25 protein-coding genes and 1 pseudogene are annotated in these 24,433 nt (G+C 42.8%); 21 read left to right on the forward strand and 5 right to left on the reverse strand.

From position 1 onward, the window contains the following. Positions 1-29: 29 nt before the first annotated feature. From glsA to pyc, 4 genes are all read left to right on the forward strand, one after another. Entirely contained in the window at positions 30-959 is a 930-nt protein-coding gene (glsA, locus tag BTW01_RS02535; RefSeq protein WP_162101468.1) for a glutaminase A, read from the forward strand. Between the two features lie 97 nt (positions 960-1,056). Further along, positions 1,057-1,338: a YlaN family protein gene (locus BTW01_RS02540; RefSeq protein WP_014663853.1), complete on the forward strand. Its 282-nt coding sequence runs from the start codon at positions 1,057-1,059 to the stop codon at positions 1,336-1,338. 200 nt (positions 1,339-1,538) lie between these two features. Further along, positions 1,539-2,750, forward strand: coding sequence for an FtsW/RodA/SpoVE family cell cycle protein (locus tag BTW01_RS02545; protein WP_162101469.1), 1,212 nt, complete (start codon positions 1,539-1,541; stop codon positions 2,748-2,750). A gap of 74 nt (positions 2,751-2,824) precedes the next feature. Beyond that, on the forward strand, positions 2,825-6,271 hold the full coding sequence (pyc, locus tag BTW01_RS02550) for a pyruvate carboxylase (protein ID WP_162101470.1): 3,447 nt from the start codon (positions 2,825-2,827) through the stop codon (positions 6,269-6,271). A 398-nt stretch (positions 6,272-6,669) separates the two neighbouring features. Here the strand turns inward: pyc and ctaA are convergent, their stop codons facing one another. Then, a complete protein-coding gene (ctaA, locus tag BTW01_RS02555) occupies positions 6,670-7,590 on the reverse strand; it encodes a heme A synthase CtaA (RefSeq protein ID WP_162101471.1) in 921 nt (306 codons plus the stop codon). A gap of 350 nt (positions 7,591-7,940) precedes the next feature. On the opposite strand from ctaA, the gene cyoE reads away from it, so the two are divergent. The 6 genes from cyoE to ctaG all read left to right on the forward strand — a co-directional run bounded on the left by cyoE (position 7,941) and on the right by ctaG (position 13,947). Further along, entirely contained in the window at positions 7,941-8,858 is a 918-nt protein-coding gene (gene cyoE / locus BTW01_RS02560; protein ID WP_162101472.1) for a heme o synthase, read from the forward strand. Positions 8,859-9,097: 239 nt separating this feature from the next. Then, entirely contained in the window at positions 9,098-10,168 is a 1,071-nt protein-coding gene (gene coxB / locus BTW01_RS02565; RefSeq protein WP_162101473.1) for a cytochrome c oxidase subunit II, read from the forward strand. 32 nt (positions 10,169-10,200) lie between these two features. Next, positions 10,201-12,069: a cytochrome c oxidase subunit I gene (gene ctaD, locus BTW01_RS02570; RefSeq protein ID WP_162101474.1), complete on the forward strand. Its 1,869-nt coding sequence runs from the start codon at positions 10,201-10,203 to the stop codon at positions 12,067-12,069. Next, complete coding sequence (gene ctaE, locus BTW01_RS02575; RefSeq protein ID WP_162101475.1) at positions 12,069-12,692, forward strand: cytochrome c oxidase subunit III; 624 nt, start codon at positions 12,069-12,071, stop codon at positions 12,690-12,692. The genes ctaD and ctaE overlap by 1 nt, the downstream gene beginning before the upstream one ends. Positions 12,693-12,694: 2 nt before the next feature. Further along, positions 12,695-13,027: a cytochrome c oxidase subunit IVB gene (gene ctaF / locus BTW01_RS02580; protein WP_162101476.1), complete on the forward strand. Its 333-nt coding sequence runs from the start codon at positions 12,695-12,697 to the stop codon at positions 13,025-13,027. 26 nt (positions 13,028-13,053) lie between these two features. Further along, positions 13,054-13,947: a cytochrome c oxidase assembly factor CtaG gene (ctaG, locus tag BTW01_RS02585; RefSeq protein WP_162101477.1), complete on the forward strand. Its 894-nt coding sequence runs from the start codon at positions 13,054-13,056 to the stop codon at positions 13,945-13,947. Between the two features lie 36 nt (positions 13,948-13,983). Here the strand turns inward: ctaG and BTW01_RS02590 are convergent, their stop codons facing one another. Further along, positions 13,984-14,385 (reverse strand): YugN family protein, encoded by a 402-nt coding sequence (locus tag BTW01_RS02590; RefSeq protein ID WP_162101478.1) that lies wholly within the window; start codon positions 14,383-14,385, stop codon positions 13,984-13,986. A 100-nt stretch (positions 14,386-14,485) separates the two neighbouring features. Here BTW01_RS02590 and BTW01_RS02595 point away from each other — a divergent pair, with 100 nt between their 5' ends. From BTW01_RS02595 to coaD, 8 genes are all read left to right on the forward strand, one after another. Next, positions 14,486-14,932 carry a CBS domain-containing protein gene (locus BTW01_RS02595; protein ID WP_162101479.1) on the forward strand — a complete coding sequence of 149 codons (447 nt, stop codon included), beginning with the start codon at positions 14,486-14,488 and terminating at the stop codon, positions 14,930-14,932. Positions 14,933-15,016: 84 nt separating this feature from the next. Then, complete coding sequence (locus tag BTW01_RS02600) at positions 15,017-16,057, forward strand: CAP domain-containing protein (protein WP_162101480.1); 1,041 nt, start codon at positions 15,017-15,019, stop codon at positions 16,055-16,057. Between the two features lie 235 nt (positions 16,058-16,292). Beyond that, a complete protein-coding gene (locus BTW01_RS02605) occupies positions 16,293-16,691 on the forward strand; it encodes a YlbD family protein (protein WP_162101481.1) in 399 nt (132 codons plus the stop codon). Positions 16,692-16,706: 15 nt separating this feature from the next. Further along, positions 16,707-16,946 (forward strand): YlbE-like family protein, encoded by a 240-nt coding sequence (locus BTW01_RS02610; protein ID WP_162101482.1) that lies wholly within the window; start codon positions 16,707-16,709, stop codon positions 16,944-16,946. Between the two features lie 122 nt (positions 16,947-17,068). Then, a complete protein-coding gene (gene ricF / locus BTW01_RS02615) occupies positions 17,069-17,518 on the forward strand; it encodes a regulatory iron-sulfur-containing complex subunit RicF (RefSeq protein WP_162101483.1) in 450 nt (149 codons plus the stop codon). A gap of 54 nt (positions 17,519-17,572) precedes the next feature. Beyond that, the gene (locus BTW01_RS02620) at positions 17,573-17,845 is read left to right on the forward strand and encodes a YlbG family protein (protein ID WP_162101484.1); all 273 of its coding nucleotides are present in this window, start codon (positions 17,573-17,575) and stop codon (positions 17,843-17,845) included. 322 nt (positions 17,846-18,167) lie between these two features. Further along, positions 18,168-18,722: a 16S rRNA (guanine(966)-N(2))-methyltransferase RsmD gene (gene rsmD / locus BTW01_RS02625; protein WP_162101485.1), complete on the forward strand. Its 555-nt coding sequence runs from the start codon at positions 18,168-18,170 to the stop codon at positions 18,720-18,722. A gap of 4 nt (positions 18,723-18,726) precedes the next feature. Continuing rightward, on the forward strand, positions 18,727-19,212 hold the full coding sequence (coaD, locus tag BTW01_RS02630; protein ID WP_162101486.1) for a pantetheine-phosphate adenylyltransferase: 486 nt from the start codon (positions 18,727-18,729) through the stop codon (positions 19,210-19,212). 11 nt (positions 19,213-19,223) lie between these two features. Here coaD and spoVV read toward each other — a convergent pair whose 3' ends face one another. Then, on the reverse strand, positions 19,224-20,450 hold the full coding sequence (spoVV, locus tag BTW01_RS02635) for a dipicolinic acid transporter SpoVV (protein WP_162101487.1): 1,227 nt from the start codon (positions 20,448-20,450) through the stop codon (positions 19,224-19,226). Positions 20,451-20,630: 180 nt separating this feature from the next. Here spoVV and BTW01_RS02640 point away from each other — a divergent pair, with 180 nt between their 5' ends. Beyond that, entirely contained in the window at positions 20,631-21,413 is a 783-nt protein-coding gene (locus BTW01_RS02640) for a patatin family protein (protein ID WP_162101488.1), read from the forward strand. A 1-nt stretch (position 21,414) separates the two neighbouring features. After that, positions 21,415-22,440: a protease DdcP gene (gene ddcP / locus BTW01_RS02645; protein WP_162101489.1), complete on the forward strand. Its 1,026-nt coding sequence runs from the start codon at positions 21,415-21,417 to the stop codon at positions 22,438-22,440. A 16-nt stretch (positions 22,441-22,456) separates the two neighbouring features. Here the strand turns inward: ddcP and BTW01_RS02650 are convergent, their stop codons facing one another. Beyond that, positions 22,457-23,704 carry a nucleotidyltransferase gene (locus BTW01_RS02650; RefSeq protein WP_162101490.1) on the reverse strand — a complete coding sequence of 416 codons (1,248 nt, stop codon included), beginning with the start codon at positions 23,702-23,704 and terminating at the stop codon, positions 22,457-22,459. Further along, positions 23,701-23,868 (reverse strand): annotated as a pseudogene (locus tag BTW01_RS18245) (hypothetical protein). Before BTW01_RS18245 ends, BTW01_RS02650 begins: the two are co-directional and overlap by 4 nt. Positions 23,869-23,913: 45 nt before the next feature. On the opposite strand from BTW01_RS18245, the gene BTW01_RS02655 reads away from it, so the two are divergent. Further along, positions 23,914-24,432 carry a YceD family protein gene (locus BTW01_RS02655; protein ID WP_162101491.1) on the forward strand — a complete coding sequence of 173 codons (519 nt, stop codon included), beginning with the start codon at positions 23,914-23,916 and terminating at the stop codon, positions 24,430-24,432. Position 24,433 lies beyond the last annotated feature (1 nt).

The following is a 24,433-nucleotide window of genomic DNA, read 5'->3' on the forward strand; positions in this document are numbered from 1 at the left end:
TGACATGCTCAGGGAGCGAGGGTGGTTGCATGGTATGCCGGCATAATGACGAGCTTGAAGCCTTAGTAAAAGAGGCAAAAAAGGTGACGGACAAAGGGGAGGTAGCCAGCTATATTCCCGCATTGGCAAAAGCCGATAAACACGATCTGTCAGTGGCGATTTATTATTCCAATAATATTTGTCTGTCAGCAGGTGACATAGAAAAGACATTTACGCTTCAAAGTATATCAAAAGTTCTCTCGCTTGCTTTAGTGCTAATGGAATACGGCAAAGAGAGGGTTTTCAGCTATGTTGGACAGGAGCCGACCGGTGATCCGTTTAATTCAATAATCAAGTTGGAAACAGTGAATCCGAGCAAACCGTTAAACCCTATGATCAATGCCGGGGCTTTAGTCGTGACAAGCTTGATTAGAGGGAAAACGGTGAGGGAGCGGCTTGATTATTTACTTTCTTTTATCAGAAGGCTGACAAATAACCAAAACATTACTTATTGCCGGGAGGTGGCTGAATCAGAATACAGCACGTCAATGATTAATCGGGCAATGTGTTATTATATGAAGCAATACGGCATTTTTCAGGATGATGTTGAAGCGGTAATGGATTTATACACGAAGCAGTGCGCGATTGAGATGAATAGTTTGGACTTGGCGAAAATCGGCTCTGTATTTTCGCTGAACGGCAGGCATCCTGAGACTGGGGAGCAAATCATTTCAAAAGATGTCGCAAGAATTTGCAAAACGTTTATGGTGACGTGCGGAATGTATAATGCAAGCGGAGAATTTGCAATTAAGGTCGGAATTCCTGCAAAAAGCGGTGTTTCCGGAGGGATTATGGGCATTTCACCCTACGATTTCGGGATCGGTATTTTTGGCCCGGCATTAGACGAAAAAGGGAATAGTATTGCAGGTGTAAAGCTATTGAAAATAATGTCTGAGATGTACAGGCTGAGTATTTTTTAATTTATGTCATCTGCTTAAATCCTCTTGCATTTTCTGCTGATACCCTTTATGATAAATAGAAGAATTAGGTACTCGCCTGGGGAACGGAGGGATACTTTTGGCTTCAGAGATGATCGTTGACCATCGGCAAAAAGCTTTTGAACTTTTAAAAGTAGACGCTGAGAAGATTTTGAAGCTGATCCGAGTGCAAATGGATAACTTAACGATGCCTCAATGCCCTCTATATGAAGAGGTTTTAGATACTCAAATGTTCGGGCTTTCGAGGGAAATCGATTTTGCTGTCCGCCTGGGATTGGTTGATGAAAAAGACGGTAAAGACCTTTTATACACATTGGAGCGCGAATTGTCTGCTTTGCATGACGCGTTTACAAGTAAATAAATGATCAAACTCAAACTTATTAACAGTTTGGGTTTTTTTATAACCGCTCATTTTCTCTCATTAAAGACGGTCTTTTTTTACACATTCCTTCCGAATCGTATAGAGATACTTCGTCTCGTTTGATAAATTGTAGTAAAATAAAAAAGATCAATACATAGAAACCATAGACAATGGAAGCTAGAAGCAGGGAAGAGGATGTTATGTTAAAAAAAATGCTAAAATCATATGATTACTCACTAATATTCGCAATTGTATTACTATGCGGGTTCGGTTTAGTGATGGTATACAGCTCAAGCATGATTACGGCTGTCTCTCGGTATGGGGTGAGCAGTAATTTTTTCTTTATGCGGCAGTTGTTCGCTTTAATTGCAGGTGGCGCTCTATTTATTTTCATGGCTTTGTTTCCTTATAAGGCACTGGCCCGCCAAAAGTTTCAGAAGGGGATATTGCTTGCTTCTATTCTGGCGCTTATTTGCCTGTTCGTATTCGGGCATGTTGCCGGAAACGCGCAAAGCTGGTTTAAAATTGGTGTATTGAGTATTCAGCCAGGGGAATTTGTGAAATTAGTCGTGATTTTATACCTTGCAGCTGTATACGCCAAAAAACAAAGATATATTGACAATCTTTTGACTGGAGTAGCCCCGCCGGTAGTGATGACGCTTGTGATTTGCGGGTTAATTGCCCTGCAGCCGGATTTTGGTACAGCCATGATTATCGGATTAATTGCGACGTGCATGATCTTGTGCTCGGGTTTCAGTGGGAAAACGCTGATGAGGCTGGTTTTGCTTGGCGGCATTGTTTTCATTTTAGTCAGTCCGATTCTCTTTTTAAACCAGGACAAAATTTTAAGTAGCGGACGTATGGCGCGTTTTGAAAGTCTTGAAGACCCATTTAAGTATGCAAATTCTTCAGGTTTGCAAGTGGTTAATTCTTATTATGCGATTGGTTCAGGTGGTATTTTCGGTCTGGGACTTGGTGAAAGTATCCAAAAATACGGGTATCTGCCTGAATCACACACTGACTTTATTATGGCTGTTATAGCCGAAGAACTTGGTATCTTTGGGGTATTGTTTGTCATTTTTCTGCTGGGTTTTGTCGTCATAAAAGGGTTTTATATAGCCAGAAAGTGCGAGGACCCGTTTGGAAGTCTTCTAGCGATCGGCATTTCAAGCATGATTGCCATCCAATCATTTATTAACCTTGGCGGTGTCAGCGGATTAATTCCGATCACAGGGGTTACGCTGCCATTTATCAGTTACGGTGGCTCTTCTTTATTACTATTACTGGGCAGTATGGGGATATTAGTGAATATCAGTATGTTTGTGAAATATTCAGAGAATAAGAAAAAGAGAGAGCCCTTGGCGCCGAAGGGAATGAAAAAGAAACAGCATAAAAAATCTGTTTATCTATAAGAAACAGGTGTGTACAGGAAAAAGATATTCCGCTATGATAGATTATATTCCATTCGGGTAAGGGGGAGAAAAGTTTGTCACAGCAATCGATACAAAAAGTATTAGTAGCAAACAGGGGAGAAATTGCAATCCGAATATTCAGAGCATGTACTGAGCTGAATATTCGCACGGTTGCGGTCTATTCAAAAGAAGATTCCGGTTCCTATCATCGGTACAAAGCCGATGAAGCATACCTGGTCGGTGAAGGAAAAAAACCGATTGATGCTTACCTGGATATTGAAGGTATTATTGAAATTGCGAAAAGAAACAAAGTAGATGCCATTCATCCGGGATATGGTTTCTTATCAGAAAATATCCATTTTGCAAGACGGTGTGAAGAAGAAGGCATCGTGTTCATTGGACCAAAATCCGAACATCTAGATATGTTTGGTGACAAGGTAAAAGCGCGTGAGCAGGCAGAAAAAGCTGGAATCCCTGTGATTCCCGGAAGCGATGGACCTGCAGAAGCGCTTGAAGCAGTCGAACAATTCGGAAAAGTAAATGGCTATCCGATTATTATTAAAGCTTCACTGGGCGGGGGCGGCCGCGGTATGCGGATTGTCAGGTCTGAAAGTGAAGTCAAAGAAGCATATGAGCGTGCAAAATCCGAGGCGAAAGCAGCCTTTGGCAATGATGAAGTTTATGTGGAAAAATTGATTGAAAATCCGAAGCATATTGAGGTTCAGGTCATTGGAGATAAAGAGGGCAATGTCGTTCACCTTTTTGAGAGGGACTGTTCTGTTCAAAGACGCCACCAAAAAGTCATTGAAGTGGCGCCAAGTGTCTCTCTGTCACCTGAATTAAGAGAACAAATTTGTGAAGCGGCAGTTGCGCTTGCGAAAAATGTAAACTATATAAACGCCGGTACGGTGGAATTCCTTGTTGCAAACAATGAATTCTACTTTATTGAAGTTAACCCTCGGGTCCAAGTTGAACATACGATTACAGAAATGATTACAGGTGTCGATATTGTTCAAACTCAGATTCTTGTTGCACAAGGGCACAGCCTTCATAGCAAAAAAGTAAATATTCCTGAGCAAAAGGATATTTCTACAATCGGCTACGCGATACAGTCACGAGTGACGACTGAGGACCCCCAAAATGATTTTATGCCTGACACAGGAAAAATTATGGCTTACCGCTCAGGCGGCGGTTTTGGTGTCCGCCTTGATACCGGAAACAGCTTCCAAGGCGCCGTCATTACCCCTTATTATGATTCACTCCTCGTTAAGCTTTCAACTTGGGCTTTAACGTTTGAACAGGCGGCGGCCAAAATGGTTCGCAATCTTCAGGAATTTAGAATCAGAGGCATTAAAACAAACATTCCTTTTCTTGAAAACGTTGCAAAACATGAGAAGTTCCTGACAGGACAATATGATACGTCTTTCATTGATACAACACCTGAATTATTTAATTTCCCTAAACAGAAAGACCGCGGAACGAAAATGCTCACTTACATAGGCAATGTGACAGTGAACGGCTTCCCTGGAATCGGAAAAAAAGATAAACCAGCGTTTGACAAGCCATTAGACGTAAAAGTAGATGCTGATCAGCAGCCTGCCGGAGGTACAAAGCAAATCCTCGATGAAAAAGGTGCTGAAGGGCTTGCGCAATGGGTGAAGGAACAGAAATCTGTCCTTTTGACTGATACGACATTCAGAGACGCTCACCAATCATTATTAGCGACGAGATTCAGATCGCATGATTTGAAAAAGATCGCGAATCCGACGGCGGCGTTATGGCCTGAGCTGTTTAGTATGGAAATGTGGGGAGGCGCGACCTTTGATGTAGCCTACCGATTCCTGAAAGAAGATCCGTGGAAACGGTTGGAGGATCTTCGCAAGGAAGTGCCGAATACGTTATTCCAGATGTTGCTTCGTTCATCAAACGCGGTCGGCTATACGAATTATCCCGACAATGTGATTAAAGAATTTGTGAAGCAATCCGCTCAGTCCGGGATTGATGTGTTCCGTATTTTCGATAGCTTAAACTGGGTAAAAGGCATGACGTTAGCCATTGATGCTGTTCGGGATACCGGCAAAGTGGCAGAAGCTGCGATTTGTTACACAGGAGATATTCTTGATAAGAATCGCACCAAATATGATCTTGCCTATTATACGTCGATGGCGAAGGAGCTTGAGGCTGCCGGAGCCCATATTCTCGGAATTAAAGATATGGCAGGGCTGTTAAAACCGCAGGCTGCATATGATCTTGTTTCTGCATTGAAAGAAACGATTGATATTCCGGTTCACCTTCATACACATGATACGAGCGGAAACGGTGTTTATATGTATGCAAAAGCCGTTGAAGCTGGTGTTGATATCATAGACGTAGCGGTCAGCTCAATGGCAGGATTGACGTCTCAGCCTAGCGCGAGCGGCTTTTATCATGCGATGGAAGGGAACACCCGCCGCCCGGCAATGAACGTTCAAGACGTTGAATTGCTGTCTCAATATTGGGAGTCAGTTCGTAAATACTATTATGAATTTGAAAGCGGGATGAAGTCTCCGCATACAGAAATTTATGAACATGAAATGCCTGGAGGCCAATACAGTAACCTGCAGCAGCAGGCGAAGGGAGTAGGCCTGGGCGACCGCTGGAATGAAGTGAAAGAAATGTACAGACGCGTTAACGATATGTTCGGCGACATTGTAAAGGTTACACCTTCCTCTAAAGTAGTCGGAGATATGGCGCTTTACATGGTACAAAACAATTTGACTGAAGAAGACATTTATGAAAAAGGCGAACAATTGGATTTTCCTGATTCTGTTGTGGAGCTTTTCAAAGGAAATATCGGCCAGCCACATGGCGGGTTCCCGGAAAAACTGCAAAAGCTGATCTTAAAAGGACAGAAGCCGATTACGGTCAGACCGGGAGAACTGCTTGAATCGGTATCTTTTGAAGCGATCAAACAGGAATTAAAAGATCAGCATGACTTGGAGATTTCAGACCAAGATGCTGTAGCGTATGCTCTTTACCCTAAAGTCTTCTCTGATTATGTGAAAACTTCGGAAAGCTATGGAGATATTTCGGTATTAGATACGCCGACATTCTTCTATGGTATGACATTAGGTGAAGAAATAGAAGTGGAAATTGAGCGCGGAAAAACACTGATCGTTAAGCTGATTTCAATCGGTGAGCCGCAGCCTGATGCCACTCGCGTCCTTTATTTTGAACTGAACGGGCAGCCGCGTGAAGTAGTCATTAAAGATGAAAGCATTAAGTCTTCCGTTCAGGAAAGATTGAAAGCAGATCGGACAAACCCAAGTCACATCGCGGCCTCAATGCCGGGAACGGTTATTAAGGTATTGACGGAAGCGGGTGCAAAAGTCAATAAAGGTGATCATTTGATGATCAATGAAGCGATGAAAATGGAAACAACGGTTCAGGCACCTTTCTCAGGAACAATCAAACAGGTTCATGTGAAAAATGGCGAACCGATCCAAACGGGTGATCTGCTTCTTGAAATTGATAAAGCCTAATATAAACAAGAGTGTGTATCTTTTGATACACACTCTTGTTTTTTATATTCGATGACAGTTGTATTTGCGTGGTTTAAAAGGGATGTAAGCAGGCCAATATCAGCTCCATGACAAGCCATCTCTTTTTAAACGAAAACAGGCTTAACTGCTGCCAGTCTTTCAGATGCTTTGCAGTATGATACAGACCATGAATAGTTTATTAAGACATGATGTTTAAAAAATGGAGTGCTGCAAAAGAGCTATTGTCTGCACACTTTTCATTCTGACACGGACCATATGTTTGATGATACATATAACATTGCTGCGCTCTTATAAGCAGGAAGACGCAAGTACGGAGCGCAGAAAGCTATGGAACGATAAAAAAAGACCAAAGCGCAGAAAGCTTTGGTCTAGAGTCATTATGGCTGTCTGGATTCATAACGGAAGCGTGCAATCAATAATAAGAAGTAGCATAAAATGCCAAACAGACAGGCAATAAAGAATGAGTGGGCAAGTGCAAAGCCCAGAGCCAGTTCAGTATACACGATCATAATACCGGACAATGCCTGTAATATGATAAAAATAAGGCATGCAATCCAGCCCCAAAAGATCTGTCTTTGATCTTTATATGAAGAAATAGCATGAACAGCTGCAACGATAATCCATATAAACAACAGCAAGGCTGCTGCTCTGTGGCCCATTTGCACCCATTCATGGAATTGAGTCGGTAGTCCATTCTTCACCGGACTGCACAGCGGCACATCAGGACATGCCAGACTTGATTTTGTATGCCTTACATACGCGCCTGTATACACAACGATATAGGAATAAATTAAAATTCCAATCATGTGAAATTGCATTTTTTTGCGGATTTGAAGCGGCTTGACCAGTTTTCTAACTGATTTATCAGCTTCAAATATGAGCAACGTCAAAATGAGCACTGAAGCGAAAGATATCAATGAGATGCCGAAGTGAAGCGCCATAATCAGCGCGTTTGAACCGAATACGACAGCCAGTGCGCCAAGCAGTGCCTGTAAAAATAAAAAGATAATAGACATGATCGCGAGAAACGTTGTTTCACGGAAAATAGGTGTAATTTTTCGCCATGACCAAAACGCAAGGCTTAACACAAGGACAATAGAAATTCCGCTTGCGAATCTGTGACTCCATTCAATAATTGAAGCGGGATTTAATTCAGGGAAAAAACGTCCGTGACATAGCGGCCACTGTCTGCCGCAGCCTTGGCCGGAACCTGTTTTTGTAACAAGGGCACCCCCGATTAAAACAATAAGCATGACAAATGTTGTCAGTACACCGAGAGCTTTTAATGCTTTATTCATTATTATCCACCTTCTTAACATACTGCTGCAATTTTATATACGTTCCAAGTGTAAGCGAATATGTGTTTTGAGGCAATTCCTAGCGTCTTTTGTTCACAAAAATATAATAGAATGCGCCTTTCTGGAAAATGTATACTTGATTATTTATGTCGGGTCTGATAGAAATAAGGTAAACGCACTGCCGATTTAGCAAATGTCTTCATTTGTGATAAAATTCATAAAAAGTTCACAAATAAATTCCTGTTTGTCGTTTAATATTTAATAGGATGTTTTTTTACAAGATGTTATCTTGTATGATAGAGTAGCAGGTTTTTTTCGCCTGCTTTAGGTTTGTAAGGGAGGTTTACGTTATGGCTAACTCCAGAATCTTAAATGATACAGCTATAGACGGACAAATTGAAGAAACAACAGCATGGAAAGATTTTCTGTCCCTCATTAAAATAGGGATCGTCAATTCTAACCTCATCACGACTTTTACTGGAATGTGGCTTGCACTTCATATTTCCGGTTTGAGTTTTTTAGGCAATATAAACACCGTTCTTCTGACATTAATCGGGTCTTCTCTGATTATTGCTGGTTCCTGTGCGATCAATAACTGGTATGATCGAGATATCGACCATGTCATGGAGCGTACGAAAGTAAGACCGACGGTTACAGGTAAAATTCAGCCGAATCAGGCATTATGGTCTGGAATTTTGCTGGTTGCTTTAGGATTGATCATGCTGCTGATGACAACTGTCATGGCTGCTGTTATTGGTTTTATCGGAGTCTTTACGTATGTTGTATTGTACACAATGTGGACGAAGCGCCGCTATACGATTAACACAGTGGTAGGAAGTGTTTCCGGTGCAGTGCCGCCGCTTATTGGATGGACGGCAGTAGAAGGCCATATCGGTGTCGTAGCATGGGTATTATTCATGATTTTATTTATTTGGCAGATTCCTCACTTCTTAGCATTAGCTATTAAGAAAACAGAGGATTATAGAGCTGCAAATATCCCGATGCTTCCTGTCGTATATGGATTTGAAGTGACAAAAAGACAAATTATTGTGTGGGTTGCATGCCTGATGCCGCTTCCATTTTTTCTTGGAAGCCTAGGTCTTCCGATTGTCATCCTCGGTGTGCTGTTAAATATCGGCTGGCTGATTCTCGGTTTAATGGGCTTCCGCTCCAAAAATATCATGAAGTGGGCAACGCAGATGTTCGTTTACTCGCTCAACTACATGACAATCTATTTTGTTGCCATGGTAGTCTTAACTCTTTTCTAAAAAATAGATATGTTGTATGTTTTATTGCTTCAAAATAAACGATGACAACTAGTAAATGCCGCCTTGACCTCTTGTTTAATCAGGCGGCTTTACTTTTATACATAGATGGCATTTTGAGTAAAAAAAATCATAATTTAAGAGAAGTGGAAATGTAAGTGCTTTATTTTGGGTAGGCTGGATTGCGATAGATTTCAAGTCTGCTTTCCGCCTTTGTATTGACAAAAAAGGGGTTGGGTGAAATGGTAAAGCATTGGCGTCTTATTTTATTACTAGCCGTAGTGCCGCTTCTATTAAGCGGATGTGGAAAACCTTTTTTATCCACGCTCAAGCCTGCTGGCGAGGTGGCTGATAAGCAGTATCATCTGACAGTGCTCAGCACATTGATTATGGTGATCGTTGTTGCAGTAGTATCTGTTATCTTCTTTTATGTGATTGTGAGATTCAGAAGATCACGGATCGGTGAGAACACGATACCGAAACAGGTAGAGGGGAATAAATTTTTAGAAATTACATGGACTGTGATACCGATTCTGCTGCTCATTATTCTTGTGATCCCTGTTGTATTATATACCCTTGAGCTGGCAGATACATCACCAATGGATAAGAAAAGCCGCAAAGCTGAGGATGCGCTTGTAGTCAATGTCCGGGCAAATTTATATTGGTGGGAGTTTGAATATCCTGATTACGGCATTATCACAAGTCAGGAGCTGATTGTGCCGACAGACCAGCGTGTATATTTTAATCTAAAAGCTTCAGATGTAAAACATTCCTTCTGGATTCCTTCAGTTGGAGGAAAACTTGATACGAATACCGATAACGAAAATAAGTTTTTCTTGACATTTGATTCAAAAAGAAGCAAAGAGGCAGGAGATATGTTTTTTGGGAAGTGTGCAGAGCTTTGCGGCCCGTCACACGCGCTGATGGATTTTAAGGTGAAGACGATGTCTGCAAAGGATTTTCAGGGCTGGACAAAAGAAATGAAAAGCTATAAGTCCACAGCTGAGAGTGATCTGGCTAAGCAGGGCGAGGAACTGTTTAAAGAGAAAAACTGCCTGAGCTGCCATGCCGTCGAGCCGAATGATAAGCGGGCAGAAGCAGCAAGAACGGCTCCAAACTTAGCGACCTTCGGTGAAAGGGCAAAAGTGGCAGGGGTGAAAGACGCCAACGAAGAAAATGTGAAAGCTTGGATGAAAGATCCTGAGAGCATAAAACCGGGCAACAAAATGACAGGAACTTATCCGAAGCTCTCAGACAGTGAAACAGATGCGCTTTATGAATACTTAAAAGGCTTAAAAACGGAAAGCAAGTAGGGAAGAAAGGGAGATATTGGGGGAGGTCACATATGTTGAATGCGCTTACAGAAAAGCGGACGCGCGGATCTATACTTTGGGATTATTTGACGACGGTGGACCATAAAAAAATTGCAATTCTTTACTTGATCGCCGGAGGATTCTTCTTTCTTGTCGGCGGAATCGAAGCGATGTTTATCAGAATTCAGCTTGCACAGCCGGAAAATGTGTTTCTCAGTGCTCAAGCGTACAATGAAGTAATGACAATGCACGGGACGACAATGATTTTTCTGGCTGCGATGCCGCTTTTATTTGCCTTGATGAATGCGGTTGTGCCTTTACAGATTGGCGCCAGAGACGTTTCGTTTCCATTTTTAAACGCGCTCGGTTTTTGGCTCTTCTTTTTTGGGGGTATTTTCTTAAATCTAAGCTGGTTTTTAGGCGGAGCGCCAGACGCGGGATGGACGGCATACGCCTCACTTTCGCTTTATTCTGCCGGGCACGGTATAGACTTTTTCGTCCTGGGACTGCAAATATCCGGGCTTGGGACGCTGATAGCCGGGATTAACTTTTTAGCCACGATTATCAATATGAGGGCCCCTGGCATGACGTATATGAGGCTGCCTCTGTTTACATGGACGACATTTGTGTCTTCTGCTTTGATTTTATTTGCGTTTCCGCCGCTTACGGCCGGATTGGCTCTCATGATGCTCGATCGGCTGTTCGGCACCAATTTCTTTAATCCGGAGCTTGGCGGAAATACGGTTATTTGGGAGCATTTATTTTGGATTTTTGGCCATCCGGAGGTTTATATCTTAATTTTACCTGCATTCGGTATTTTTTCAGAGGTCATCCCTGTGTTTGCCAGAAAACGTTTGTTTGGATATTCATCAATGGTTTTCGCGATTGTTCTCATTGGGTTTCTGGGCTTTATGGTTTGGGTGCATCACATGTTTACGACTGGTCTCGGCCCGATTGCAAATGCGATCTTTGCGGTTGCTACAATGGCTATCGCGATACCGACAGGAATTAAAATTTTTAACTGGCTTTTGACGATTTGGGGAGGGAATGTGAAGTATACGACCGCTATGCTGTATGCTGTCTCCTTTATTCCTTCCTTTGTGCTCGGCGGTGTGACGGGAGTCATGCTGGCAGCGGCTGCGGCTGATTATCAGTTTCATGATACGTATTTTGTGGTGGCACATTTCCACTATGTCATTATTGGCGGTGTGGTATTCGGCCTTTTAGCCGGTGTTCATTTCTGGTGGCCGAAAATGTTCGGTAAAATGTTGCATGAAACGATGGGGAAAATTTCATTTGTTTTGTTTTTTATCGGTTTTCATCTCACGTTTTTCATTCAGCATTTTGTCGGTTTAATGGGAATGCCGCGCCGGGTTTATACCTTTTTGTCAGGACAGGGTCTTGAGACCGGAAACTTGATCAGTACGATCGGGGCGTTTTTTATGGCAGCAGCAGTTATTCTTCTGCTAGTCAATGTCATTTGGACATCGGTAAAAGGCGAATATGCAGGAGCTGATCCATGGCAGGACGGACGTACGCTTGAATGGACTGTTTCTTCACCGCCGCCTGAGTATAACTTTAAACAGCTTCCTTTTGTCAGAGGGCTTGACCCGTTCTGGATCGAGAAGCAGGCGGGACACAAATCTATGACGCCGGCTGAACCGGTTGATGATATTCATATGCCGAACGGCTCAATCCTGCCGCTTGTCATTTCCTTCGGTCTTTTTGTCGCAGCGTTCGGGCTGCTGTACAGAAGCGATTACGTTTGGGGCCTGCCAGTGATCTTTATCGGACTCGGCATTACTTTTATTACGATGCTGCTTCGTTCAGTCATTGATGATCACGGCTATCATATTCATAAAGAGGAACTGCCGAACGATGATAAAGGGGTGAAGGCATAATGCAAACGCAAGAAAAATTCACCGCGGAAACCTTTCCAGCTTCTCCTGAAAAAGTAACACTGGAAGGAAAAAATAAATTTTTAGGGTTCTGGCTTTTTCTTGGGGGAGAGACAGTTTTGTTTGCGTCTCTCTTCGCAACATTTCTCGCACTCCGGAATTCAAACGCCGGTGATCCGCCTACAACGGAAATGTTTGATGTAACACTTGTGTTTATCGCCACAATGCTATTATTAACGAGCAGTTTAACGAGTGTGTACGCGATGTACCACATGAAGAACTTTTCTTTCGGCAAAATGCAGCTTTGGCTTGGAATGACAATCTTATTGGGGGCCGGCTTTTTAGGATTGGAAATCTATGAGTTTAAGCATTACACCCATGAGTATGGTTTTACGATCACAAGCTCTGCGCTCGGTTCCGCGTTTTACACGCTTGTCGGTACACACGGCGCTCACGTGGCATTTGGGCTGATGTGGATCAGCGCACTGATGATTCGCAATGCCAAAAGGGGCTTGAATCTGTATACGGCGCCTAAGTTTTATGTTGCCAGTCTTTATTGGCACTTTATTGATGTCGTGTGGGTCTTCATCTTTACCGTTGTATATTTAATGGGGATGGTGGGATAAACATGGTCGGTAAAAAAAGCAAAGAGCCTATCAACAGCGATCTTGAATTCAAGAAAAAGAAGCATGCTCAGGAGATGAAATATCAGGTTCTGTCTTTTGGGTTAATGATCGGTCTTACGATTGTTGCATTTCTGACAGTGGCAGCAGACGGTGTAGGCAGCTGGTTTACGATTCCTTTCATTATTTTGCTTGCTGCAGTTCAAGTCATCTTCCAGCTGTATTATTTCATGCATATGAATCAAAAAGGGCATGAAGCGCCGGCACTGTTTTTATATTCAGGAATGTTTGTCGCATTCATCACTGTGCTTGCGTTTGTCACAATAATATGGTGGTAATTTGAACAGCCGCCGGAGGTGAAGAAATGAATCAGTTAGATGTGTTTGGGTTTCGCGCGATGTGGAGCCCTTATCTTTTTTGTATCCTGTTAGGCATTACGGTGCTTTATGTTTATTTTTATAGGCGAATGCGCTCAAAACCAAATCGGATAACAGGTAAAGAGATGGCGTGCTTTCTTTCGGCAATGCTGTTTTTATATGCAGCCGAGGGAAGTCCGGTTGATCTGCTCGGACATATTATGTTCAGCGCGCATATGGTGCAGATGGCTGTTTTGTATTTGGTCGTCCCGCCGCTGTTGATTGCGGGAATTCCTGCATGGCTTTGGGAGAAAATCATTTTCAGGCCTGCCATTAAACCGTTTTTTATATTTTTTACGACGCCTTTAATTGCTTTGCTTTTGTTCAACGGCATTTTTTCTATGTATCATGTTCCGCTTATTTTTGATACTGTCAAAACAGATTTGCTTTCTCATACATTAATGACTTGGCTCATCTTTGTGCTTGCGTTTTTCATGTGGTGGCCGCTTGTTCATAAGGTAGAGCGGCTTCGGCAGCTCAGCGGCTTGATGAAGCTGGGTTATATTATGGCAGACGGTATGCTGCTTACGCCTGCTTGCGCGCTGATTATGTTCAGCGGCGCGCCTTTATATGCCACCTATACAGATCCGACAATATGGGCAGAGGCCATGAAGCTTTGTGTGCCCGCGGATATGATGGGACAGGTTCCATTAACAGGACCGGAGATGTTAAATACTTTGCCTTTGTTAGAGGATCAGCAGCTCGGAGCAGTTATGATGAAAATTATTCAGGAAATTGTGTATGGTACTTTTTTGGCGATTGTTTTTTTTCAATGGGTAAAGAAAGAGAGAGAAAAGGACGGGCAGGAGGAGCCGCCGTATATTCAGCAAACGATATCATAAAAGGTACAGCGAAGATGCTGTACCTTTTTATTTTTATTACATTTGAACGGTTTTTAACAAGTCAGATATGTCTTGAATCAATGCCTTGCTTTTTGTCACAACCTGTACGGGAAACGCTTCCGTTTCTCCATATTCTACGCCGTGCGGGTAGTAATGCTTTCCTAAGAGAGGGGACATTAATTGAATAACGGCTCGGCCGCTTCCGATATCACCTTCTGTGGCAATACCCTGTATTCGCAGATAAAACGTACCCTTAACCGTCGAAAACTTCTTATCATAGGTGACTCTTTCGTAATCCCATTGACCTGCCCTGACGAGGCCTTTGCTTTCCATCAAGTCATCCAGCCAGCTGAGCTCAGCCTTTACCCCTTCAAGTCCGCTTTCATTAAACTTCAATACCAACCCCTCCTTATAAAAATGATCTTTCCTGACAATCATAGTATGAAAGCGTTAAACTTTCAATGAATCTTCTTCTTTTGAAAGTATGCAAAAATGAAATAATGACGACAATAGCACTAGGCTAAAGGAGGTTATACGGATGACAAAAATAAAGGAACTAATGACAGCCAGCTTGCAATATTGTACGGTATTAGATAATGTATATGAAGCTGCAGTAAAGATGAAAGACGCGAATGTAGGTGCAATTCCTGTAGTTGATAAGGATGGAGAAACACTGGTCGGCATTGTGACTGACCGTGATCTCGTGCTAAGAGGAATCGCCATGAAAAAACCAAACTCGCAAAAAATCACTGATGCGATGACCGAAAAACCTGTCAGTGTAGAGGAAGACGCATCAGTTGATGAGGTTCTTCATTTGATGGCATCCCATCAGCTCAGAAGGATACCTGTTACAAAAAACAAAAAGCTGATTGGTATTGTCACGCTGGGTGATCTTTCATTATCTGAGCAAACGGATGAACGTGCCGGCAGCGCCTTATCGGAAATTTCCGAGGGGGATAATAGAGAAGAAGGCTTTTTTCATTAACACATAAATCTTTGACATGTGAAATAGGCTGTATTGTAATGAGGTGTAAGTCAAGACTTTGTGATTCACCACGGGGGTGATAGATTGAAAAATATATTGAGAGCAATGGTAATCCTCTTGATTATTGCCGGAACTTATGTTCTGTTTATTCAATATGGATCTGTTCCTGAAAAAAAATCAAATGACAGCGAACCTCAGGTGTCGAATGAGGAAGCGCAAAGCGGCAAACGAATACATATGCCGACTTCAGGATTGTTGTCCTTTATGGGCAAGTCTGCTGATGATGTAACGAAAAAGCTGGGGAAACCTGAACGCATTGACCCGTCAGCTTATGATTACGATTGGTGGATTTACAATCAAGGAAAAGACCAATATATCCAAATCGGGGTATTAAACAACACAGTGGTGACATTATTTGCGGCTGGGAATGATATCAACGCAAAACCTTTCAAAATTGGTGAATCTATCGGAGAAGTATTCAAGACGACTCAGGTGGCACCGTTTGTAAATGCAGAATATAAAGGAAATTCCTACCGGTTTGAGTTTTCTGAAGAGGACATCAATACGAGACCGACTGTTAAGGTAGGAAAGATGTATGTGCAGTTGTATATGGACAAATTTGAAGGGAAGCTATCCAGCATAAGGGCGTTTGATGCGCAAACTTTTGTCAAGCAGAGGCCTTATGAGGTTGTATATCGCGGTGAATTAATGAAGCCGGAAGCTGTTTCAGATGAGAAGTGGAAAAAAATCCAAACAACGAGCGAAAAGCAAATACTTGATTTGACGAATGTCATTCGCGTTAAATACGGGCTTGCGAAGCTTGAGTGGGATCAGCCAACAGCGGAGGTAGCTTTTGGACATAGCGAGGATATGAAGGAAAATAATTATTTTTCCCATGTCTCTAAAACATATGGCACCCTGAAAGACCGCTTAGAAGATGGGCATGTTGACTTTCAGCAAGCGGGAGAAAATATTGCATACAATTATGTCGATGGTCCGGCTGCCGTAGAAGGCTGGCTGAACAGCGAAGGCCATCGAAAGGCGCTTCTGAATTCAGATTATACACATCTCGGTGTCGGGGTAGACCGAAAATATTACACACAAAATTTTATTAAGCGATGGTAACGAAAAGCCGCGGACAAATGGTTCCTCGGCTTTTTTTATTTTCATAAAAGTATAGGAGATGAATACACATGCTGATCGTAATAGAGGGGTGTGATTCCCAATCTTTCAATAAGGAGGCTATAGAGAAGTATGAGGCAAGCTAAACATATTTATGCAGGAACGAATATAGGCGAACACAAGGCCTGACAAAACGATACATTGTAGTAGGTAACGATTTTCGGAGGGGGTGAGGATTGTGGCGAAGCAATCTGCCGAGCATTCAATTAATGACTTTAAACAATTCGTTAAAAAGCATCCCAAGCTGATAAAAGAAGTGCGCAAAGAACAAAGAAGCTGGCAGGACGTCTATGAAAATTGGGTTCTATTCGGGGAGAGCGATCCGATTTGGGATCCATATCGGGAATCGAAAGAAGTTGTGGAAACTGTGCCAGAGCCATCGGAAAAAAATGATTTTGTTTCGAAAATGGTCACAGCGGTGAAAAAGATGGATGCCAATCAAATGAACGAACAAATCAATAAAATGAGCCAGTCGATTTCATCATTGCAAAGTCTTCTTCATACATTTTCCGGAAGTGGCCAGAAGCAATCTCAGCCAGGTTCTGGACAGCATCCTTTTTCTTTTCGAAAGGATTAAAAAAGGGGAGCTCGTATGCGCAAAGAGGTTCAGGAATTTATTTCAGCAAACGAAGAACGAAAACGATTTATCAGAGAACAGCCGATATGGTACCGCAGACTCTCGAGAAAGCCGGATGATCTGTCTACCTTTCAGCTTGAGATGATGAATTTTTATGAAAAAACCATCCCGCACCGGGTGAACCAATTTACAAATGGGATTCAAATGGCGCAGATGATGATGCAAATGTTTCAAGCGATGCGGACAAAAGATTAAAAGACCCTCTCCTCGGGTCTTTTTTTATCCTATAAACACACGGAGATTATTTTCGGACGTCGGGGTTAAGCATTTTCCAATTGGCTGGTTTCGTGGTAAACTAACAACTGGAGGTGCATGTTATGTATGCTACGATAGAATCCGTGCGGCTTCAAAGCGAAGCTCAGCAGCTTGCCGAGATGATTCTGCAGTCGGAGACGGCTGAGAACTACCGCAATTGTTACAAGCGTCTCCAGGAAGATGAAGAGGCAGGGCGGATTATTCGTTCTTTTATCAAAATAAAAGAGCAGTATGAGGATGTACAGCGTTTTGGCAAATATCATCCTGACTATAGAGAAATATCCCGGAAAATGAGGGAGATCAAGCGGGAGCTGGACCTGAACGATAAGGTGGCTGACTTCAAGAGAGCTGAAAATGAGCTCCAGTCTATTTTAGATGAGGTTAGCGTCGAGATTGGGACGGCTGTTTCAGCGCATGTTAAAGTTCCGACTGGGAACCCTTATTTTGACGGTTTGTCTTCATGCGGAGGCGGCTGCGGTTCAGGCGGAAGCTGCGGATGCAAAGTATCCTGACGAGACTGGCCGTCTCGTCTTTTACATATAAGAGAGATCAGGCAGGTGATTGTATTGGAGAATAAACGCCAGGGCATGGTTGTGTATCTGCATTCCTTAAAGCAAAGCAAAATGCTGAGGAAATTCGGAAATGTGCACTATGTATCAAAACGCTTGAAATATGTCGTGCTGTATTGTGATATGGAGCAAATTGAAAAAACAATGGACAAGATTGCGTCTTACTCTTTTGTGAAAAAAGTAGTGCCTTCTTATAAACCGTTTTTAAAATTGGAATTCGAGTCAAAGCTGGATAAAGCAAAAGAATACGATTATAAAATCGGCATATAGCTGTATAAAAAAATCCCCGCAGACTTCTGCGGGGTCCTTCTATTCCTTAACATGTTAAGGAGAAGGCAAAGGGAGAGGAGAAACCGGAGGAAGAACTTATGGGGAAACGTAAGTCTTCTCCGCGGTTGGCAACAACATCCTCTAGATGCTGTTGCTTATAGTATGGACAAGGATTATTCTGCCTATACACCCGTTTATTAAGAATAGTGTTCATTGTTTGAAAGAATGCTTTGTGTTAAGATAGGATTGATTTTTTTCTATGTACATAGCGGCGCTTGTCCGCCATAAAACAAAATAGCTTTTAGAAAAAGTGGTGTGGAACATGAGAGTAATTTCTGGATCAAAAAAAGGCCGTTCACTAAAGGCTGTGCCGGGAACATCAACAAGACCGACAACCGACAAAGTGAAGGAATCCATTTTCAATATGATTGGCCCTTATTTTGACGGGGGCAGAGGACTTGACTTATTCGCAGGAAGCGGAGGTCTTGGAATTGAAGCGCTTTCACGCGGGTTTGAGCATTGTATATTTGTTGACCGCGATTTCAAAGCGATTCAAACAGTAAAGTCAAATTTAAAAACGCTGGAGCTTATAAAACATGCACAAGTATACCGCAATGATGCGGAGCGGGCTTTACACGCCGCTGCAAAAAGAGAAAATGGCTTCCGCGGAATTTTTCTTGACCCGCCGTATAAGGAACAAAAGCTGAAAGCCCTTTTAACGATGATTGATGAATATCAAATGCTGGAAGAAGGCGGCTTTATCGTTGCTGAACATGACAGAGAGGTCGAGCTTCCCGAAACCGTAGGAGATCTTGAGATAACAAGAAAAGAAACCTACGGGCTTACTGGTGTCGCGATCTATAAAAAGAGGGGGTAGTGATGTGGCGAGTATAGCTGTCTGTCCCGGCAGTTTTGACCCGGTGACCTATGGGCATCTGGACATCATCAGACGCGGGGCGCATATTTTTGAACAAGTGTATGTATGTGTGCTGAATAACTCTTCAAAAAAGCCTTTGTTCAGTGTTGAAGAGCGGTGTGAGCTTTTGAGAGAAGTAACAAAAGACATTCCGAACATCACAGTTGAAACGTCACAAGGGCTGTTAATTGATTATGCAAAAAGTAAACATGCGAAAGCGATTTTGAGAGGCTTGAGAGCGGTATCTGATTTTGAATACGAGATGCAGGGGACATCTGTAAACCGTGTGCTTGACGAATCCATTGAGACGTTTTTTATGATGACAAACAATCAATATTCATTTTTAAGCTCAAGCATCGTAAAAGAAGTGGCAAAATACAATGGGGCGGTATCAGAGTTTGTGCCGCCGGAAGTAGAGCTGGCGCTTCAGCGAAAATTCAGACAAGGATGAGGGTTTTTGACTCATCCTTTTTTTGTGCCGTTTGTCAGTCTGCAAGAAAAAATGATAATGTACGTAAACAGCGCGCATAATGTGACAGCAGGCCCACTCTGCACGAGCAAATTCCAGCCGTTGATAAAAGCAGTTGGCATTTCACTGTCATGAAGAGACTTGAATACATACTGATACGGATCATGCCATGATGTGTAAAGCGGCTTCCATAAAAGCATGACGAAGACGGCGGCATAAACACCCTGCAGCAAACGTGCGATAAAGAATGGTTTGAATCTGATATCGGTTTCCGATAAAATACCTGCCACTTGAGCTTGCACAGAAAAACCGCTAAACCCGAGAATGAAGCTGACGACAATGGCTTTTTGCAGAAGGGAAACATCTGTCTCGCTGACAAGCTTGCTTCCTAATGTAATTTCAAACATTCCGGATAAAAGAGGAATGTCCAATTTTGCCGGAAGCTGAAACAAGGCCAGCACGCCTTTTGTGAAAACAGACAGAATATCAGTCAGCTGCACGACAGATAACAGCCGGTTAAAGACAGAAAATAAAATAATAAAGCCGCCAACCATAAGAAGCGTTTGAACAGAAGACGTTACAGCGTCGCCTAAAATTTTGCCAAGAGGCCGTTTTTCCGCAAGCCTTGCTGTATGCAGAGCGTGTAAAGCATCTTTGACCGAAGGGAAAGGTATAGTTTTCTTTCTTCTGAGATATTGCTCCTCCTTACGGCCATAAGAGCGCATCGTTAAACCGACAGCCAGATTCCCTAAATAGTGTGCGGAAGCCAATAAAATGCCTAATGACGCGTTTTGAAAGAAACCGACAGCAACAGCGCCGAAAATAAAGAGCGGGTTTGAAGAATTGGTAAACGACGCCAGCCGTTCTGCTTCTACTCTTGAAATCTGTTTTTCCTGGCGCAGACGGGCGGTAAGTTTTGCTCCCGCCGGGTTGCCAGAAGCCATTCCCATAGCAAGAACGAAGCCGCCGACACCGGGTACGCGAAAGATCGGCCGCATAAAAGGCTCAAGCAAAACACCGACAAACCGCACGATGCCAAAACCGATGAGAAGTTCAGACAAAATGAAAAATGGGAGCAATGACGGAAACACAACCTCCCACCACATAGAAAGCCCGGTTTTAGAGGCTTCGAATGAGGCCTGCGGATGTGAGATGACAGTCGCTGTTAAAAAAAGAAAAAATGAAGCAATCAAAAGTGTATGAATCTTCGACAAGTTCATTCTTACCTCCCCGATGCTAAAAATGCCCAATGATATGTATATCATGGTAAAATAATGTATGACACGAAACGGCCAAGCAGTACCTGTCCTCTTGATTCTTTGTACTAATATACGAGCATAGGGGTTCAGTTTAGACCATAGAATTCGGTATACAGAGAATTCAGGCAGGAGGTTAACATGTTGGCCAAACCTAAAATCGGGTTAGCATTAGGATCTGGAGGGGCCAGAGGCCTCGCTCATCTCGGTGTGCTTTCCAGTTTACATAAGCACCAAATTGAAGTTGATATGATTGCGGGGAGCAGCATGGGCGCTTTGGTGGGCAGTTTCTATGCCGCCGGCCAGGACGTGGAAACGATGAAAAAGGTGGCCAAAGCCTTTAAACGGAGGTTTTATGCTGATTATACCGTGCCTAGACTTGGGTTTCTAAAAGGTGACCGCGTCAGGCAGCTTGTGTATGCTTATACTTTCGGAAAACCGATCGAAGAGCTCCAAATCCCGCTGGCTATTGTGGCGTGTGATTTACAGACAGGAGAAAAGATTGTGTTCCGCGAAGGGTCTGTGTCAGATGCGGTGCGGGCCAGCATCAGCATTCCGGGTATCTTTATTCCGCAGAGGCTGGATGGCCGTCTTCTTGTAGACGGTGCTGTCGTCGACCGAATCCCGGTTTCTGTTGTAAAAGACATGGGGGCTGATATCATCATCGCCTCGGACGTCTCCAGAGTTCGAAAAACCGAAACGGCGGCGCATATTTTTGATGTGATTATGCAAAGTATGGATATACTGCAAAATGAATTGGTGCGACATCAAACGATCGCTGCAGATATCATGATTCGCCCTTCTCTTGAAACATACAGCTCCAGCTCGTTTGCCAATATTGAAGCCATGATATCAGCAGGCGAGGAGGCAACAAACCGAATGATCACCAAGTTAAGAAAAGAAATAGAGAATTGGGAGGGCTCATAATTTGCTACGTAAAAAACATTTTAGCTGGATGCTTGTCATCCTCATTCTGATTGCCGTTTTATCATTTATAAAACTTCCATACTATATTACAAAACCGGGAGAAGCGACAGAGCTTGCTCCGCTGATAAAAGTGGAGGGAGGCTATCCGGAAACAGGGAGTCTTGCCTTAATGACTGTCAAAGTGGGGCCGGCTAACCCATTTACATATGTGTGGGCAAAGATGCACCCTTATTATGAAATTGTTCCTGATGAAAGCATCAAGGCAGAAGGTGAATCTGATAAGGAGTATATGAAAAGGCAGCTCCAAATGATGCAAAGCTCGCAAGAAAACGCGATGATAGCTGCCTATCAAACGGCAGGAAAAAAAGTCAGCTATTCCTTTAATGGCATATACGCAAGCTCGGTTGTTAAAAACATGCCTGCAAAAGGGAAAATAGAAGTTGGTGATAAAATCATCAGCGCAGACGGAAAAATCTATCAGTCTGCTGAAAAGCTGATTGATTATATCAGCAGCAAAAAAGCAGGAGACAAAGTCACATTAAAAATCGAAAGAGAAGAAAAGGAAAAACGCGTCACCCTTACGTTAAAACAATTTCCTGATGAGCCGGATCGGGCAGGAATCGGAGTTTCGCTCTATACGGACAGAAACGTCAAAGTGAAACCTGATATCGATTTTGAAATCGAAAATATCGGCGGCCCGTCAGCAGGGTTAATGATGTCTCTTGAAATCTATAATCAGCTGACAAAACCGGACGAAACAAAAGGATACGATATTGCGGGAACAGGAACGATTGATGTTGACGGAAAAGTAGGCCCGATCGGCGGCATTGATCAAAAAGTTGTTGCTGCAGACAAAGCCGGAAAAGACATTTTCTTCGCGCCGAATCAAAATGGCGCCAGCAATTCCGATTATCAAAACGCAGTAAAAACAGCAAAAGATATTGATTCAGATATGAAGATTGTGCCTGTTGATACAGTGCAGGATGCGATCGGTTATTTGAATAAGCTGAAAGCGAAAAGCACCTGATCCTCAGGTGCTTCTGCTATCTGTTCAAAAAACATTGTTCATCCTCGTCATATCGAAGCGGTGCGAGTCCGTACTCCTGCAGGTCAAATTCAGTTCTCAGCGGTTCTTTTATCGGCAGGCTGTAGATTCTGCTCGCTTTTATATCCATATCGAGAGCTGGATGAGAGAAAGAGGACAATTTGCTGACAAGCGGAACGGACATCGCTTTTTTCTTTTTCGATAAATAAGCCTGACCCTTTTTCGTCATGCCAAGAAGCCTGATATACGGCACCTCTTCGTCTTTTAGCAGCTTGTGCACATCTTGTTTTTTCGTTCTGGTTAAAATGTGTGTGTTCATTCGTTGCAGTCTTGTCCACGTATAACGTTTCGTTTTCAGCAGCTCCATAAATTCCTGATAGGAGTTGCAGGTTCTGATTGAACGGAGAATTCTGTGCTCTAAGCCTTCCTCCACTTCGTATATTTCCTGTAATTCCTGTGAAGTTACAGTTGAAAGGCTGTATTTCAGGTAAGAAAAATAGCTTTCATTCGTATGCCACAGTCCGAAGGATTTACGGTAATGTGCTAATTCGCGTGCAGATGCAGTAGGAAGAAAACGAAGGCAGGCTTCAAGTTCCTGTTCAATCATCGCCTTTCTGATGCTTGTGGCGCTTGCAATATGGTTTTCATCTTTAGGAAGGGCGGCATCATGATAGTCCGAGGAGATGCGCGCCGCAGTATAAGGTTTGATCGGATATCCTCGGGAAAGAATGGAAGTCACATAATGGTATCCCAGAATATTATTTGGTTTTGACAAATCAAGTGCGCTTTCGGTATGTAAAATGGAGCTGAAGGCGATAGCTGACGCGGCCGGATAACTGGCACCTTTTTTAAGTTCTTCTTTCAGGCGCTGATCAAATGTATGTTTATGCTTATCAATAAGTTTTGCCGTTTCTAAAAACGGCTCAATATCACCATTTTCACTCCCGAAAAACAACGCCTCGCAGCCAAGTTTATTCAGGATAGAAACACTGCCGTGTGCAAAAATCTCCGCTTTTTGCACCGCATACAAATATGGCAGCTCAATGACAAGATCGACTCCGCTTTGCAGTGCCATTTTTGTTCGGGCCCATTTTGATACGACAGCCGGTTCGCCGCGCTGTAAAAAATGTCCGCTCATTACCGCGACAGCCGTGTCGCATCCGGTTTGCCGCTTTGCTGTTTGGGCATGATAAAGATGACCGTTATGAAAGGGGTTATATTCAACCACCAATCCGACTGCTTTCATATTTTTTCCGCCTTTCTTGCTATGTTTAAAAACGTATGGTACATTTGCAAATGAAAACTCTTACGTCATATTTTTATTTTAAGTGTATGCATCGTATATTCGGCTGTCAATGATGCTTGGATGGCAGCATTATGCTGTAAAGAAAAAATATTGACAAAAACAATCTAAAAAGCTATAATCATGTTTGTTGCTTTCATGAGGTGATACAAATGAAATGGACGATTTATCAGCTGCATCAAATGTCGAAACAAAGTTTTGAGTTTGATGAAACAGTTGAGTTAAATGAGCTGACAAAGCTGAATTCTGACATTCGCAGTATTTCTCCCGTTCGGGTGAAGGGCAGAGCGGATATCGAATCCAAACAGGTTTCGTTTGATTTTACGATATCAGGCGAAATGATTTTGCCATGCTCAAGAACTCTCGTTGATGTTCCGTATCCATTTGAAATTTCAACAAAAGAACTGTTTATATTTCATCAGACGGATGATATAGAAGATGATGACGTTCACATCGTTGAGGACGATACTATCGACTTGACTCCGATCGTGAAAGAAGAAATTCTTTTAGAAATCCCTATGCAAATCTTTTGTGAATCTGAACAAAAAAAAGGAGCTGCTCCTCAAGAAGGAAAGGACTGGCAAGTCATTTCAGAGGAAGACAAGAAGAATCAAGTTGATCCGAGACTTGCAGCCCTCGAAAAGCTCTTAAAACAAGATGATGAATCTTAAC

The organism is Bacillus sp. SKDU12, from assembly GCF_010093085.1.
GTDB classification, from domain to species: Bacteria; Bacillota; Bacilli; order Bacillales; family Bacillaceae; genus Bacillus; species Bacillus mexicanus.